Source organism: Tepidiforma sp., assembly GCF_034432735.1.
Lineage (GTDB): Bacteria > Chloroflexota > Dehalococcoidia > Tepidiformales > Tepidiformaceae > Tepidiforma.
The window spans coordinates 1-15,264 of sequence record NZ_DAOUBJ010000153.1 but is presented as its reverse complement, the minus strand read 5'-3'; the positions used below and the strand labels follow the sequence as shown (position 1 = coordinate 15,264).

General features: G+C 67.1%; 14 protein-coding genes and 4 tRNA genes. 7 read left to right on the top strand and 11 right to left on the bottom strand.

The window, feature by feature from the left end; translation table 11 throughout:
* The 7 genes from VAE53_RS12975 to argF form a co-directional block, all read right to left on the bottom strand.
* On the bottom strand, nucleotides 1-786 hold a 786-nt coding region (locus VAE53_RS12975), incomplete at its 3' end, for a HEAT repeat domain-containing protein (protein ID WP_322819796.1).
* A gap of 16 nt (nucleotides 787-802) precedes the next feature.
* Nucleotides 803-1,810: an NAD(P)H-dependent glycerol-3-phosphate dehydrogenase gene (locus VAE53_RS12970; RefSeq protein ID WP_322819795.1), complete on the bottom strand. Its 1,008-nt coding sequence runs from the start codon at nucleotides 1,808-1,810 to the stop codon at nucleotides 803-805.
* On the bottom strand, nucleotides 1,810-2,433 hold the full coding sequence (plsY, locus tag VAE53_RS12965) for a glycerol-3-phosphate 1-O-acyltransferase PlsY (RefSeq protein ID WP_322819794.1): 624 nt from the start codon (nucleotides 2,431-2,433) through the stop codon (nucleotides 1,810-1,812). The genes VAE53_RS12970 and plsY overlap by 1 nt, the downstream gene beginning before the upstream one ends.
* Nucleotides 2,430-3,773 (bottom strand): ribosome biogenesis GTPase Der, encoded by a 1,344-nt coding sequence (gene der / locus VAE53_RS12960; protein WP_369294056.1) that lies wholly within the window; start codon nucleotides 3,771-3,773, stop codon nucleotides 2,430-2,432. Before der ends, plsY begins: the two co-directional genes overlap by 4 nt.
* Complete coding sequence (locus VAE53_RS12955; RefSeq protein ID WP_322819793.1) at nucleotides 3,770-5,050, bottom strand: CdaR family protein; 1,281 nt, start codon at nucleotides 5,048-5,050, stop codon at nucleotides 3,770-3,772. Before VAE53_RS12955 ends, der begins: the two co-directional genes overlap by 4 nt.
* Nucleotides 5,047-5,859 carry a diadenylate cyclase CdaA gene (cdaA, locus tag VAE53_RS12950; protein WP_322819792.1) on the bottom strand — a complete coding sequence of 271 codons (813 nt, stop codon included), beginning with the start codon at nucleotides 5,857-5,859 and terminating at the stop codon, nucleotides 5,047-5,049. The genes VAE53_RS12955 and cdaA overlap by 4 nt, the downstream gene beginning before the upstream one ends.
* Nucleotides 5,860-5,925: 66 nt before the next feature.
* Nucleotides 5,926-6,861, bottom strand: a complete 936-nt coding sequence (gene argF / locus VAE53_RS12945; protein WP_322819791.1) for an ornithine carbamoyltransferase — start codon at nucleotides 6,859-6,861, stop codon at nucleotides 5,926-5,928.
* 334 nt (nucleotides 6,862-7,195) lie between these two features.
* Here argF and VAE53_RS12940 point away from each other — a divergent pair.
* The 5 genes from VAE53_RS12940 to VAE53_RS12920 all read left to right on the top strand — a co-directional run bounded on the left by VAE53_RS12940 (nucleotide 7,196) and on the right by VAE53_RS12920 (nucleotide 9,259).
* A tRNA-Trp gene (locus VAE53_RS12940) sits at nucleotides 7,196-7,271 on the top strand.
* A gap of 70 nt (nucleotides 7,272-7,341) precedes the next feature.
* Nucleotides 7,342-7,426, top strand: a tRNA-Leu gene (locus VAE53_RS12935).
* A 13-nt stretch (nucleotides 7,427-7,439) separates the two neighbouring features.
* Nucleotides 7,440-7,513: transfer RNA gene (locus tag VAE53_RS12930), tRNA-Cys, on the top strand.
* A 135-nt stretch (nucleotides 7,514-7,648) separates the two neighbouring features.
* Nucleotides 7,649-8,830, top strand: a complete 1,182-nt coding sequence (locus VAE53_RS12925; protein WP_322819790.1) for a thiolase family protein — start codon at nucleotides 7,649-7,651, stop codon at nucleotides 8,828-8,830.
* Between the two features lie 3 nt (nucleotides 8,831-8,833).
* On the top strand, nucleotides 8,834-9,259 hold the full coding sequence (locus VAE53_RS12920) for a Zn-ribbon domain-containing OB-fold protein (protein WP_322819789.1): 426 nt from the start codon (nucleotides 8,834-8,836) through the stop codon (nucleotides 9,257-9,259).
* Between the two features lie 33 nt (nucleotides 9,260-9,292).
* Here the strand turns inward: VAE53_RS12920 and VAE53_RS12915 are convergent.
* The 4 genes from VAE53_RS12915 to VAE53_RS12900 all read right to left on the bottom strand — a co-directional run bounded on the left by VAE53_RS12915 (nucleotide 9,293) and on the right by VAE53_RS12900 (nucleotide 12,274).
* Nucleotides 9,293-9,369, bottom strand: a tRNA-Pro gene (locus VAE53_RS12915).
* 102 nt (nucleotides 9,370-9,471) lie between these two features.
* Complete coding sequence (locus tag VAE53_RS12910; protein WP_322819788.1) at nucleotides 9,472-10,251, bottom strand: exodeoxyribonuclease III; 780 nt, start codon at nucleotides 10,249-10,251, stop codon at nucleotides 9,472-9,474.
* Between the two features lie 306 nt (nucleotides 10,252-10,557).
* Entirely contained in the window at nucleotides 10,558-11,292 is a 735-nt protein-coding gene (locus VAE53_RS12905; RefSeq protein WP_322819787.1) for a hypothetical protein, read from the bottom strand.
* 58 nt (nucleotides 11,293-11,350) lie between these two features.
* On the bottom strand, nucleotides 11,351-12,274 hold the full coding sequence (locus VAE53_RS12900) for an amidohydrolase family protein (RefSeq protein WP_322819786.1): 924 nt from the start codon (nucleotides 12,272-12,274) through the stop codon (nucleotides 11,351-11,353).
* A 70-nt stretch (nucleotides 12,275-12,344) separates the two neighbouring features.
* On the opposite strand from VAE53_RS12900, the gene VAE53_RS12895 reads away from it, so the two are divergent.
* Both VAE53_RS12895 and priA read left to right on the top strand, forming a co-directional pair.
* A complete protein-coding gene (locus VAE53_RS12895; RefSeq protein ID WP_322819785.1) occupies nucleotides 12,345-13,583 on the top strand; it encodes an MFS transporter in 1,239 nt (412 codons plus the stop codon).
* 28 nt (nucleotides 13,584-13,611) lie between these two features.
* Nucleotides 13,612-15,264 (top strand): primosomal protein N' (priA, locus tag VAE53_RS12890; RefSeq protein WP_322819784.1); only part of this gene is annotated, 1,653 nt, incomplete at its 3' end.

Sequence of the window (15,264 nt, the reverse complement as noted above, 5' to 3'; positions counted from 1 at the left end):
ATCGCCGAGGGCTTCGATGACGGCGAAAAGGACTTCGGCGTCGCTATCTTGGAGGGCTTCGCCGAGGGCCGGGACGAGCTCTTCGGAGCCGAGGGTGCCGGCCGCGAGGGCGGCCTCGAATCGCATTTCTGGGTCTTCGGCGGTGAGCTGTTCGGCGATGTATTCGACCCAGCGCTCTTGGGCGGAGTAGCCCATGGCGCGGAGGGCAGCGAGGCGGAGGACGGGCAAGCCGCTTTCGTAGGCGGCTTCGATGATGTTGGGGACGCGCGGGTCGCCGCTGGGGCCGAGGGCTTCGACGGCGGCGGCGCGGAGGGATTCGCTGCCACTCTCGGCGGCGGCGAGGAGTGCTTCGACCATGCGAGCGGCGATTGGCTGGGGAAGGCGGCCGTACTCGGCGGATTCGAGGTAGCGGAGGAGGGCACGGGCGGCAGCGGCCCGGACTTCGAGGTCTCGTTCGGATTCGACGAGGGTGACGAGGAGGTCGCCTGCGGTGGGGTCGAGGGATTCCCAGAGGGCTTGGATTGCGCGGAGGCGAACGGTTGGTTCGGGGTCGGTGAGGCCGATGCGGCCGAGGGCGGTGAAGTCGAGGGCGATGTCGTCGTCGGCGAGTTCGTAGGCTTCTTCGAGGAGGAATTCTCGCTCGTGAAGGGGGATTTCGAGCCAGCGTTGGCGGAGGTAGGTGGCGTCGGCGCGGTCGAGGTCGGAGAGGGCAGAGAGGTCGCTGGGGCGCGGGTGGACGCCCTGGGCGAGGGTATCGATGAAGCGCTGAACGCCGGGGGATGGCATCGGTTGGATCGTACCATCAGGGGCCGGGGAGGTCTTCGCGGGCGAGGGGGCGGCCGAGCAAGCGGAGCATGGCTTCGGGGACGGTTCGCTCGCCGCCGATCACGGCTGCAACTTCGGCGGTGATGGGGAGTTCGACTCCGGCGGCGGCGGCGAGTCGGAGGGCGATGGGGGCGGTGTGGGCGCCTTCGACGGTTTCGCCGATCTCGGCGACGGCTTGTGCGGGGGTTCGGCCGGCTGCGAGGAGTTCGCCGAAGCGGCGGTTGCGGCTGAGGTGGGAGAAGCAGGTGGCAGCGAGGTCTCCGACGCCGGCGAGGCCGTTGAAGGTGGCTATCTCGCCACCGAGGGCGAGCCCGAGCCGGGTGATTTCGGCGAGGCCGCGGGTCATGATGGCGGCGACGGCGTTGGCACCGAACCCGAGCCCCCAGGCAGCGCCGGCGGCGATGGCGATGACGTTCTTGAGGGCGCCGGCGAGCTCGACGCCGACGACGTCGGTGGAGGCGTAGACGCGGAAAGTGCCTGCGGAGAGGGCTGCCTGCCACTGGCGGGCGAGTTCGGGGTCGGGGAGGGCGACGACGGCGGCGGCGGGGAGGCCACGGATGATTTCGTGGGCGAGGTTTGGCCCGGAGAGGGCGCCGGTCCGGGTGGGGTGGAAGCCGAGATCGGCGAGGATTTCGGACATTCGGTGCGAGGTTGCGAGGTCGAGGCCTTTGGTGGCGGAGACGACGGGGAGGCTGGGGCTGAGTCCGCTGGCGATGACGGATTCGCGAAAGGTGTGGGAGGGTACGGCGATGAGGGCGCCTTGGAGGTGGCGGGTATGGTCGGAGGGGACGGGGACGGGATGGATGGTGACGCGGGGGCCGAGGACGCGGCCGGCTCCGAGGCGTTCCAGGCCGCCGGCGGCGCGGAGGGCGTGGGCTTCGACTTCGGAGCGGGTGAGGAGGAGGACCTGATTGCCGGCACGTTCGAGGAGGGCGGCGAGGGTGACGCCCCAGGAGGTGGCGCCGAGAACGGCGTAGGCGGGCATTAGCCTGTGGCTGGCCGGTCGCCGCCCTGGCCGATGCGCGGTTCGGTGCCGTTGAGGAGGCGCCGGATGTTGGGGATGTGTTTGTACTCGACGAGTGCCGTGGCGAAGAGTGCGTACCAGGCGAAGGCGGGGTCGGTGCTGCCGGCGAGGGCGAGGCCGCAGACGATGGCGGCACAGAGGGGGACTCCGACGACGGACATGAAGGAGACGTAGCGGGTGGTGGCGACGAGGACGGCGCCGATGAGGGGAAAGAGGAGCGATACGAGGGGTGCGAGGCCGAGGATGCCGCCGTAGGTGCTGGCGACGCCACGGCCGCCGCGAAAGCCGGCGAAGATGGGCCAGATGTGTCCGACGATGGCCGCACCTGCGCCGACGGCGGCGACTTCGTTGCTTTCGAAGAGGTAACGGCCGACGAGGGCGGGTACGGTTCCTTTGGCGATATCGAGGACCATGACGATGGCGGCGGGCACTTTGCCGGCTGTGCGGAGGACGTTGGTGGTTCCGGTTTTGCCGCTGCCGGATTGGCGGATATCGCGGCCGAGCCAGAGGTAGCCGACGATGAGCCCCCAGGGTAGGGAGCCGAGGAGGTAGCCGAGGAGTGCGTTGAGGACGTAGTCGATCACGAGGGCGTATCTTCGCCCGAGCGGGCCCTGAAGACCAGCGTGATGGCTGTTCCTTGGAAATCGGCGGCTTCGCGAATGGCGCGTTCGAGGTAGCGCCGGTAGCTGAAGTGGACGAGTTCGGGGTCGTTGACGAAGAGAACGAAGGTGGGCGGGTCGATGTCGGCCTGTGTGGCGTAGTAGAGCTTGAAGCGCCGGTTGTGGACGACGGGGGGCACGTGGTCGCGGATGGCTTTGGCGAGGATGGCGTTGAGCTCGGGGGTCGGGATGCGGCGACGTCGGGCCTCACGGGCGGCCTGGACGAGGGTGAGGAGTTCGGAGAGGCCGCGTCGCTCGAGGGCGGAGACGTAGGTGTAGAGGGCCCACGGGAGGAACCTGATGCGGCTCCGCATTTGGCGTTCGGCCCAGGCTTTGCGCTCGGCGGGGTCTTCCCAGAGGTCGATTTTGTTGACGGCGATGACGAGCCCTTTCGCGTGTTCGAGGGCGATGCCGGCGATGTGGGTATCCTGGGCGGTGACGCCTTCGGTGCCATCGATCACGAGGACTGCGACGTCGCAGCGCTCGACGGCTTTGGTGGTGCGAAGGACGGAGTGGCGCTCGACGCCTTTTCCGAGTTTGCCGGGGCGCCGCACGCCGGCGGTATCGATGAGGACGAAGGCGCCTTCTGGGGTGTCGATTTCGGTGTCGATGGCGTCGCGGGTGGTGCCGGCGACGTCGCTGACGATGACGCGTTCGCTGCCGAGGATGGCGTTGACGAGCATGGATTTTCCGACGTTGGGGCGTCCGATGATGGCGACGCGTGTGCGGTCGGTCTCGGGGAGGAGGGGGATGTCGGGGAGGAGTTCGACGACTCGGTCGAGCATGGTGCGGACGTTGATGTCGTGGAGGGCGCTGATGGGGAGGGGCTCGCCGAAGCCGAGGGCGGAGGCTTCGGCGATGCCGGTGAGTTCGCGCGATTCGTTGTCGGCTTTGTTGGCGACGAGGATGGTGGGCTTCTGGGCTCGCCGGACGACGTCGGCCATGTCGTAGTCGCTGGCGGTGAGGCCGTCGCGCGCGTCGACGACGAAGACGATGACGGCGGCGGTGTCGATGGCGGCTTGGACTTGCCCCATGACGAGTGGGGCGTAGACGTTCTGATGGTCGGTCTCGTAGCCGCCGGTGTCGATGATGCGGAATCGGCGGTCGAGCCATTCGACGTCGGCTTCGAGGCGGTCGCGGGTGGTGCCGGGTTCGTCTTCGACGATGGCACGCCGCTCGCCAACGACGCGGTTGAAGATGGAGGATTTGCCGACGTTGGGGCGACCGACGATGACGACTCGGGGGAGGAGGTCGGTAGCTGTCACGGTGTTACCTGGACGAGGGTGACGTTGACCGTTGGGAGTGCGGTGATGGTGAGTCCGGAGGGGCCTGTCACTGTTACAGGATAGGCGGCCGTTCCGGCGACGGCACCCGTGAGGGATACGACCGCCTTGATGTCGGTTGGTTTGAGGGCGGCGACGGTGTCGGCGGGGCCGCTGACGGTGACTTCGACGGCGAGTGGTCGGGATGGGTCGCGGACGAAGCCCGGAGGGAGGTTTTGGAGCTCGGGTGCGACGAGGAGGGATGCAGCGACGGGGATGGGCTCGAAGCGGACGGTGACGGTGACGTTCCGACGATCGAGGGAAACGTTGGGGATGGCGACGAGGTTGCGAACGAGCCGCAGTTCGGCTTTGGCACCGGTGACGTCGATTTTTTCGGTGGTGACGGCGGTGAGGTCGTTGAGGACTGCTCGCTCGCCGGAGGCGTTGACGCTGGAGGGGTCGACGGTGATGGAGGCGACGCGGTAGCCGGTGGCTGGGGCGCCGGCGAGGTCGACACGGACGGGGAGGGTGCGCTGGACGAAGGCCTGGGTGATTTTGATGGTGGCGGTAGCGCGGGCAGGTTCGATGGTGACGGTTTCGACGGTCCCGCTGGCCGACCTGGCGACGAGTTCGCCGGTGACGATGTAGGGCTGGTCTTTGACGCCGCTCAGGTTGACGTCGAGGTCGACGGACTGGACGGCTTCGACGCGTTCGGGGAGGCCGGAGATGGTGACGACGGCGGGCTCGACGGTGGTGCCGGATTCGTCTTCGAGGAAGCCGGTGGGGAGCTGGCCGGAGCGGCGGATGGTGACGGGGAGTTCGCGGGTGGCTGGCTCGACGAGGGTGATGGGGACTTGCGAGGGGATGACCTGGAGGATGCGGATGCCTGACCGCCGGGCGGTGACGCGGACGCGCCGGAACTCTTCGACGCCGGGCTGCATCCCGGAGACGTCGACGCGGGCTTCGAAGTCGGTGGGTGCGAGGGCGGCGAGGTCGTCCTGGCGACCTTCGACGATGACGCGGACGGAGTGGTTTTGGCGAACGATGTAGCGACCGGCGTTCTCGGGCGTGACGACGATGGAGGCGGGTTTGCTCTCGTCGGGGAAGGTGACGGAGGCCCGTGGGTTCTCGACGTCTTGGACGATGAACCAGATCGTGAAGGCTGCGACGAGGCTGAAGGCGGCTTGGGGCCAGTGTTCGCGGAGGGAGCGGCTGGTACCGCGGATGAGTTGAGCGGCTTGCTGACGGCGCGAGGGGGGGCGATGGTTGCGAGGGGTCATCGTCCGACCTCGGCCGGGGCCTGACCGGGGGTAGCTGTTTCGGGGGCGAGTACCCATTCGAGGACGGCTCGGAGCCGGTGTTCGTCGGGGATGTGGGTGAGGCGGCCGTCGAGTGCGACGTTGATCTCGCCGGTCTCCTCGGAGACGACGACGACGAGGGCATCGGTGGTTTCGGTGATGCCAAGAGCGGCGCGGTGGCGGGTGCCGAGGTGTCGATCGTCGAGCTGGGAGGCGAGGGGGAGGACGCACCCAGCTGCGACGACGCGCTGGTCGCGGATGACGACGGCCATATCGTGGAGGGGGGAGTTGGGGAAGAAGATGTTGGCGAGGAGTTCGGCGGAGACGCGAGCGTCGAGAGGTACGCCGGTTTCGATGACGTCCTGGAGGCCGGTCTCGCGTTCGATGACGATGATGGCGCCGTGGCGGGCGGCCGACATGCGGCCGGCGGCGCGGGCGACGGCTTCGATGACGTCGTGGTATTCGGTGGAGCGGAACCAATCGGCGAAGCCGGTGCGGCCGAGGCGGTCGAGCGTGCGGCGGATTTCAGGCTGGAAGATGATGACGGCGCCGACGAGGAGGGCGGTGACGGAATGTTCGACGAGGAAGTTGATGACGACGAGGTCGAGGGCCCGGCCAAGGACGACGAAGAGGAGGAAGAGGGCGATGACGCCACGCAGTTGGGTCATGGCCCGGGTTCCGCTCAGGAGGCGTAGGGAGGCGTAGATGAGGACGGCGAGGAGGAGGATATCGACCGCGCTGGTGATGGTGAACTGGTCGAGGACGTCGCGGATGTCTTGGATGTCGAACATGGTGAAGTTAGGGTGGCCCGGGGCGCGGGCCGCCTCATGATACGCTGCCGGGGAGGGAATGGCCGGTTAGGGTTGGATTGCGCGATCTGCTCCGAGGAGGAAGGCGACGACGGCGGCCTGAGCCCAGGTTCGGTTTTCGGCCTGGTCGAAGATGATGGAGGTGGGGGATTCGAAGACGTCGTCGGTGATTTCTTCGCCGCGGTGGGCGGGGAGGTCGTGCATGATGAAGGCGCCTGGTTTCGCGTGGGCGACGAGGGCGCTGTTGAGCTGGTAGGCGGCGAAGTCGATTTTGCGACGTTCGGCTTCGCGCTCTTGGCCCATGGAGGTCCAGACGTCGGTGTAGACGGCTTCGGCGCCGCGAACGGCTTCGACGGGGTCGGTGGTGGCGAGGAAGGTGCCCCCGGAGTTGCGGGCTCGTGTCTGGGCTTCGACGAGGGCCCATTCGGGGAGCTGGTAGCGGGGCGGCGACGCGATGCGGACATCCATGCCGAGAGCGGTGGCGGTGATGACGAGGCTGGTGGAGACGTTGTTGCCGTCGCCGACGAAGGCGAGTGAGTGTCCGCGGAGGTCGGTGCCGAGGTGCTCGCGGAGGGTGAGGAGGTCGGCGAGGGCTTGGCAGGGGTGTTCTTCGTCGGTGAGGGCGTTGATGACGGGGATGGAGGAGAAGCGGGCGTATTCTTCGATGATGGTCTGGCCGTAGGTGCGGACGGCGACGATATCGACGTAGCGGGCGATGACGCGGGCGACATCGCGGATGGCTTCGCGCTCGCCGAGGCCGACTTCGCGTGGGTCGAGGTACATGGTGTGCGCGCCGAGGTGGTCCATGGCGATTTCGAAGCTGACGCGGGTGCGAAGGGAGGCCTTTTCGAAGAGAAGGGCGAGATGTTTGCCGGGGAGGATGCGCTGGGGGCGGCGCTTGAGGGCAGCGGCGAGGTCGAGGAGGTAGAGGGTTTCTTCGGGGGTGAGCTGGGCGGAGCTGAGGAGGTGCCGGGGGGATTCCATCGTGCGAAGTATAGGGTGGGTGCGCGGTAGCGTCCGGGCTGCGAGCGGGGTGTCGGGGGGCTACGGGTGGGGGGTCCGCTGACGATGGTGATAACAGGAGGGTATTGCGGTGGAGGAGCGCAGGCTATCGGGCCCGAGGTGGGCAGGGAAGTTGGCGGCGGGCAAGATGTTCCGCAAGCTGGAGTGCGACCGGTGCGGAGCGCGGTTTCAGTTCGGAGAGCGACCGCGAGTGACGCGGTTTCCGCGGTGTCCGGCTTGTGGTTCGATGGAAAGCCATCCGTGGGCGGCGTAGGTGTTCCGCATTGGCGCGGCTTTGTTACGATTGAGAGCGGACAGGGGTGTAGCTCAGCTGGTAGAGCATCGGTCTCCAAAACCGAGTGTCGCGGGTTCGAGTCCTGCCACCCCTGCCAGGACCTTCCTGGGCGCCGACCCTCAGGCGCTTGCCGCAGGCCGGGGAGGTTCGTAGGATGTGGCGGAGTTGCCCAGGTGGTGGAATGGCAGACACGCTGTCTTGAGGGGGCAGTGCCGTACAGGCGTGTGAGTTCAAATCTCACCCTGGGCACCAATCGCACGTAACCGGCGCCATGGCCAAGTGGTAAGGCAGAGGTCTGCAAAACCTTTATCGCCGGTTCGATTCCGGCTGGCGCCTCCAGTTTTCTTTTCCGGGCTCCGATGGCGGGGCCTTTTTTGTGTTGGGGTTCGAGGGGAACTGGCTGGTGGCGTCGCGCTTTGGGGGTGGTGCGGGTAGGATGCGGCCCGTCGAAGGAGCGCCGAAGGAGGTTCGAGTATGGCTGGATTGCGTGGCGAGGCGGCGATCGTGGGTATCGCCGAGTTCGCCCCGGTGCGGAGGCCCGACCGTACGTGGATGGGGTTGGAGGCGTACGCGGAGCTGGCACGGCTGGCGCTTGAGGACGCCGGTTTTCGGCATGGCGATGTCGACGCTCTGCTGACGGGACACTTGGCCGATTCGGGCGGGCTTTTTGCGCCGGGCCACCTGACGGAGTATTTGGGGATTGGCTCGCATTTTTCGGAGGTTGTGGACCTCGGGGGCGCCACGGGCGCGGGAGCGGTGCTCCGTGCGGCGATGGCCATCGAGATGGGCCTGTGCGAGACGGCGCTCTGCATGGTGCACACGCTGCCGCGCCCGAAGAATCCGAAGGGGGGCGGGCCGACGTTCCGGATGGGCGCTTGGGGCTCGCCGATGGGGGAATTCGACTATCCGTTCGGGGCGGTGGGGCAGAATTACGCCTACGCAATGATTGCGAACCGGTACGCCTATGAGTTCGGGCTGACGGACGCGCAACGAGCGAAGGTGGCGGTGGACCAGCGGAAGAATGCGATGGCGAATCCGAAAGCGGTGTTTCGCGAGCCGATCGACATCGACGATGTGCTGAATTCGCCGATGATCGTGGACCCGCTCCACCTGTTGGAGATCGTGATGCCATGCTTCGGTGGTGCGGCGGTGGTGGTGACCTCACGGGAGAGGGCGAAGCGGGCGAAGCATCGGCCGGCGTTCGTGATCGGCGGGGGCGAGAACACGACCCATTTGTCGGTGACCTACGACCCAAGTTTCACGGAGACGCCTATCAAGGCTGCAGCGGATCGCGCTTTTGCGATGGCTGGGGTGAAGCGGTCGGATGTCGACCTGGCTTCGCTCTACGACTGCTATACGATCACGGTGTTGCTGACGTTGGAAGACGCGGGTTTCTGCGGGAAGGGCGAAGCGGGGAAGTTTGTGGAGGAACACGACCTGACGTACGCGGGGGATTTTCCGATGAACACGCACGGCGGCCAGCTTTCTTTCGGGCAGGCGGGGATGGCTGGGGGAATGTCGCACATTACGGAGGCTTTTTTGCAGTTGACGGGGCGCGCGGGGGACCGACAGCTACGGAAGTGCGATACGGTTTTCGTGCATGGCAACGGCGGCTTGATGAGCGAGCAGGTTTCGATAGTGCTGCGGGGGGAATGAGGGATGCCAAAGTATCGGGTGAACGTGGAGCCGTTGCCTGTGCCGACGCCGGTGACGCAGCCGTTCTGGGAGGGGACGCGGCAGCATCGCTTGCTGCTCCAGCGGTGCGACGAGGGGCACGTGTTCTTCTACCCTCGGTCGCACTGTCCGAGGTGTCTTTCGAATCGGCTCGAGTGGGTCGAGGCGTCGGGGAGGGGGACGCTCTACAGCTACACGGTGGCCCGACGTCCGACGTCACCGGACTTCGAGGGGGACGTGCCTTTCGTGATTGCGGTGGTGGAGCTGGACGAGGGGCCGCGGATGACGTCGCGCTTGGTGGAGGTCGATCCGGACCGGGTGAAAATCGGGATGCGGTTGGAGGTGGTGTTCGACGACGTGACGGAGGAGGTGACGCTGCCGTATTTTCGGCCGGCGACGGGTGAGGGGTGACAGCAGGTGGTATGGGGTTCGACGGTGTTGGAGTGGTCGGGGTGCCGCGATTCGAACGCGGGACCTCTTGAACCCCATTCAAGTGCGCTACCAGGCTGCGCCACACCCCGACCTGAACGGAACGGCGGCACGCTGACCGCCGGCGGGCGCCGTTCTGTTCTACACCATACGAAGGCACGGGCGCGGGGTCAAAGGCCGAGGGTAGGCGGCGGCTAGATTTCGAGTTCGATGCCGACGGGGCAATGGTCGGAGCCCATGACTTCGGGTTGGATGAAGGCGCGCCGGACGCGGGGCATGAGATCTTGGGAGACAAAGACGTAGTCGATGCGCCAGCCGATGTTGCGCGCGCGGCGGTCGCGCCAGGGGTCCCAGTAGGTGTAGGCGTCGCGCTGTTCGGGGTGGAGGGCGCGGAAGGTATCGACATAGCCGCTTTCGATGATGCGGGAGATCCAGGCGCGTTCTTCGGGGAGGAACCCGGTGCCTTTGAGGGCCTCCTGGGGGCGGGCCACGTCGAGCTCGGTGTGGGCGATGTTGAAGTCGCCCATGAAGACGAGGGAGCGGCCCTGGCCGCGGAGGTGGTCGAGATGGGCGAGGAAGGCTTCGTAGAACTCGAGTTTGTAGGCGAGGCGATCCTCGCCACGGCCGGCATTTGGGTAGTAGGATGTGAGAAGGGTGAACTCCGGGTAATCGGCCTGGATGACGCGCCCTTCGATGTCGAAGCGTTCGATGCCGAGCCCGAGGCGGACTTCGAGCGGCTCGGGTTTGGAGAGCAGGAGCGACCCGCTGTAGCCTGGGCGCTGGGCTGGGTGCCACCAGGATCGGTAACCGAGGGCCTTCCAGGGCTCCTCGTCGATCTGTTCGGGTGTGGCCTTGACTTCTTGGAAGCCTGCGATGTCGGGGCGCGTTGACTGGAGCCAGGCCTGGAGGTGGCCCCCTTTGAGGGTGGCGCGGAGGCCGTTGACGTTCCAAGAGCAGATGGTGAGCCGGGCCACGGCGGTAGTTGACCTTACCCAGGGCGAGCGAGCAAGGCCGAGACCTGGGGGGATGGACCCCGGCGCCCGGGGTTTGCCCGGATCGGTTCGTTGACATGGGCCGGTCGATACTAGAATCCGAGAAAGGAGCGAAGGAGATGACGATTTGTCCGGTTTGCAGCGCGCGTTTCGTGGCTGGGATCGAGGCGGAGCGTCAGTGGCTCGCGCGGCACATGACGCGGTCACACGGCATTCAGCGGATGCAGCGTGTGGCCGGCTGGCCGGGAGCTGCTGACCGAGGCCAGGGCCAGAACGCGGCCTAGTGGACTAGGCGAATGCGCGAGCGAAGATGACCGCTGCCGAGGCGACGACGGTGACGACGGCGTACTCGGCAGCGGTTTTCCATTCGAGGTCGTGGTCGAGGAGGTGGTGGACGATGCCGGTGGCGAGGTAGAAGGCGATGATGAGGAGGGCGCCGGCGAGGATGCCATCGAGCGGGAAGAAGTAGAGCGCGAGGCGAAGCTCGGCGAGGGATATGCCGATGGCGATGGAGACGAGGAAGGAGCTGGGGCCGGTGAGGCGGCTCTCGCGGAGGAGCTCGAGGGCGAGGAGCATGCTGACGGCTCCGACGGCGAGGCTCGCGAGGGGAAGGGGATCGTCGCGGGTGAAGAGGACGGCGTAGAAGGAGAATGCGACGAGGTAAGTGGCGACGGCCATGACGAGACGGAAGGGGCCGTAGAGGTGGGCACGGACGTCGACGGTCTGGTATTCGCCGAAAGCGACGATGCCAACGCTGAGGGCGGCGAGGGCGGCGAGAGCGGGGCGGGCGTAGCCTTCGACGGCGTGGTCGATGAAGAGGGCGGCACCAAGGACGGAGAGGGCGGGGAGGAAAGTCGAGACGGCGGCATCGAAGGGGCCGCCGGACCAGGCTGGGTGGCGCCGGACGATGCCGTCAGTTCCGAGGGCGACGAGGAGGGCGGTGAGCCAAGGGAGCCATGGGAGTTCGGGGCGGATGGTCACGGAGGCGACGAGCCCGGCGGCGGCGACGAGGGCGAGGAGCACGACGCGGGCGAGCGGCCCGCCGCCGGTGACGGCCGAGGGGGTTGCTGCTGCCAGGGGGTTACTCCGCGGCGAACACGGGCTCTTCGAGGCCGTAGATTTCGGCGGCGTTGCGCCACCAGAGCCGCTCCTGCTCGTCTTCGGTGAGCCCGAGTTGTTCGTAGATGATTTCGAAGCGCCGGATGTGGTCGGCGATATCGTCCATGTTGCAGTCGCTGCCCCAGACGAGCTTCTCGACGCCAAATTCGCCTTGGGAGTTGGCGGCGAGGAGTTTTCTCTCGACGAGGTGGCGTTCGATGGTCTCGCCCCCGCTCATGTCGAACCAGACGTTGTGGCGCCAGCGGGCGACGGAGGCGGCGTAGTCGTAGTTGCCCTGGTTGCCGATGTGGGCGCCGATGATCTTGAGCCGGGGGAAGCGGTTGGCGAGGGTATCGAGGTGAAGGGGGGACATACGGGTGGCGGAGACGTTCCGCGGTGGCAGGCGGTTTTGCATGGCCATCATGCGCTGGTACATCTGTGCGGCGGCGGCGGAGCGACGGGGGTGGGTGATGGAGTAGTCGATGCCTCCGCCGATGACCCCAAGGTGGAAGAGGATGGGCATGCCGAGCTGTTCGGCGCGGGCATAGGTGGGGAGGTAATCGGGTTCGTCGTAGGGGCGGGCGACGCCGATGAGCTTGAGGCCACGATACCCCATGTCGTAGAGGTGTTGGACTTCTTCGGGCCCGATTTCTTCGGGGTCGATGACGGCGACGGGGATGAAGAGGTCGCGGTAGCGCTCGAGGATTTCCATTCCGCGCTCGTAGGTTGGACCGAATCGCCCGCCGGTGAGCATGCAGCCTTTGGTAATGCCGACGCGGACGGCGATCTCGGCGAGGCGGTCGACCATCGGTGCCTGGTCCTCGTCCGGGTTATCCCAGTTTCGGGGAAAGTGGATGTGAACGTCGAAGATTTTTCGCATGGGCAACTCGGAGGGGAACGGGCTCATGCGAGTGTAGCATCGGTGCTGGGGAAGGCTCACCGAGCGGTCGGGGTGGGGATCGGGTAGGCTCGGGGGGATGCGTTCGCGTCCCTTCGTTGCGCTGTACGTGGCGGTTTTCGTGGCGACGATGGGGATTTCGATGGTGAGCCCGTTGCTGCCGGTTTACGCGGAGGAGCTGGGGGCCTCGGGGATTTGGCTCGGGCTGACGTTTTCGATTTTTGCGATTGTGCAGACGTTCGTCGGGCCGTTCGCTGGGCGGCTCTCGGACCGATACGGGCGGAAACCGTTCATCGTGGCGGGGCTTTTGGTCTATTTGGTGGCGGCGCTCGGCTACCTGACGGCTCAGAGTTTCTACCAGGTGATCGCGTTTCGGGCGTTTTCGGGGCTGGGGACGAGCCTGATCTTTTCGGTGGCGCGAGCGTACGTGGGTGACCTGACCCCGAAGGGGCAAGAGGGGCGATGGCTAGGGGTATTCGCGACGGCGGATATCGTGGGTTTCGGGACGGGCCCGCTGGCGGCGGGGTTTTTGCGCGAGTTGCTGGGGTTTCGCTCGGTGTTCGTGGCGATGGCCTCGATGATGGCGCTTTCGGCGCTGGTGTTGGCATTCTGGCTGCCGCGACATAGCCCGGCGGAGTTGGAGCGGCGGGCGATGCGACGGAATGGGGAGCGTGTGGCGCGGGCGGAGCGAACGTTCGGCGAGGCATTGAGCGACCGGGTGGTCGCTGCGGTGACGCTCCATGCGGGGCTGGTTGCGGTGGCGGTGGGCGCGAGCTTGAGTTTTTTGGCGTTGCGCCTGGAGCAAGGTATCGGCGCGACGCCGATCATGATCGGGATCGCGTTCGCGACGCAGGACATTACGGGGGGGCTGGCGCAGCCGGTTTTTGGGCGCATCGCCGACCGGTACGACCGGCGAATGTTGGTGGCGGGGGGGCTGGGGGCGTATGCGGCGCTGCTGGCGAGCCTCGGGGTGGTGCCGAATTACGGGACGGCGGTGGTGGTGTTGCTGGGGATGGGCGCTTCGAGTTCGTTGTCGATGGTGGCAGCTGGGGCGATCCAGGTGGTCGCCGGTCGCCGTGCGGGGATGGGGACGGTGCTCGGGCTCGCATCGGCCTCGAACGGGATTGGCATCGTGGCCGGTTCGCTCCTGTCGGGGGTGGTGGTTTCGACGGTGGCACTGGAGGGGGCGTTCTTTTTCGGGGGATTCGTGATGGCGGCCGGGATTCCCTTGTTTCTTTGGCTCACGCGCGGGGCTGTGGTGACCGAACCGTCGGTGCTGCCGAAAGCCCGTTCCGCCGAGGGCGAAGCCGCCGGATAGGGATTCCGGCGGCGTACGATGCGAGGTGATGGAGTCGTTGGCGGCTGATGAGTTCGATCCTGCGTTCGTCCCGCCGCCTGGCACCGTCTTCGCTGAGGTTGCGGTCAACGCGGGGCTGCCGGCGCGGGGCCCGTTCACCTATGCGGTACCGGAGGGGATGCGTGTGGAGCCGGGCGTGGCGGTGTTCGTGCCGTTCGGGCCGCGGATCGTGCAGGGAGTCGTGATGCGGCTGAGCGAGCGGAGCGAGGTGGCTGAGGTGCGGCCAGTGAGCGCGGTGATAGACCCGGAGCCGCTGCTGGACGACGTCCGGGTGGCCCTGGCGCTTTGGATGGCGGAGGAATACCTCGCGCCGCTGTGGGAGTGCGTGGCGTGTCTGTTGCCGGCAGGGTTCGGCCTTAATCCGGTGACGATGGTTTCGCCGGTGGAGGTGCCACCGCTCTTGCCGGTAAGGCCGAAGGAGCGGGCTATCCTGGCCTATCTCGCGGAGCACGGACGGGTGACCCTCGAGGAGCTGCGGGAGGCGGTCGGGATCGTTCCCATGGCGACGCTTCGGGGGCTGCAAGCGGCCGGGCACCTGACGGTGACGCAGGGGCTCACGCGTGCGTCTGGGCGTCCGAAGTTGGAGCGGCGTGTCGCGCTGGCCGCTCCGCCCGAGGAGGCACGGGCGGCGGCGGAGGCGCTGGCTCGGAGGCGACGGACGGTGGAAGGTCGGCTGCTGGAGCTGCTGGCGACGCGGGGGGAGATCGCTCTGAGCGAGGCTCGGGAGCTCGGTGCGGGGCCAGGCCACCTGGAACGACTCGTGGAGCAGGGGCTCATCCGGACGTTGGTCCGGCGGATCGAGCGGGACCCTGCGGCTGCGGTACGGGGTGGCCACCTGCCGCCGCCTGTGTTGAGCCCCGAGCAGCGAGCGGCGGCGGATGCGGCATGGGCGGCGCCGGTGACGTTGATCCACGGGGTGACGGGCGCGGGGAAGACGGAGGTCTATCTCGACCTTGCGGCGCGTGCACTGGGCGAGGGGCGGGGGGTGATCGTGTTGGTGCCGGAGATTTCGCTGACGCCGCAGGCGATTCGTCGGTTCGGCGAACGGTTCGGGGACGAGCTGGCAGTTTTCCATTCGCGACTTTCGACGGGAGAGCAGTTCGACCAGTGGTTCCGGGTGCACCGGGGCGAGGCCCGGCTCGTGTTGGGGTCGCGGAGCGCGATTTTCGCACCGGTGCGGAGGCTGGGGCTGGTGGTGCTCGACGAGGAGCACGAGTGGAGCTACAAGCAGGCCGACCCAGTGCCGCGGTACCACGCGCGGGAGGTGGCACTGAAATTGGGGGAACTTACGGGCGCGCGAGTGGTGCTCGGCAGCGCGACTCCGGACGTCGTGACCTACCACCGGGCGGAGACGGGGCAGATTCTGCGGGTGGAGCTGCCGACGCGGGTGGTTCCTACGACTGGCGGCGGCACGGTCCCGGGGGCGTTGCCGACGGTCGAGGTGGTGGATATGCGGGAGGAGCTCCGGGAGGGGAACCGGAGCATGTTCAGCCGGGCACTGAGGAGCGCTGTTCTGGAAGCCCTCGGTGCGGGGGAGCAGGTGATTCTTTACGTGAACCGGCGAGGGTCGGCGCGCTTCGTGCTCTGCCGGGATTGCGGCTACCTACCGCTCTGTCCTTCGTGCGAGGTAGCGATGAGCCTA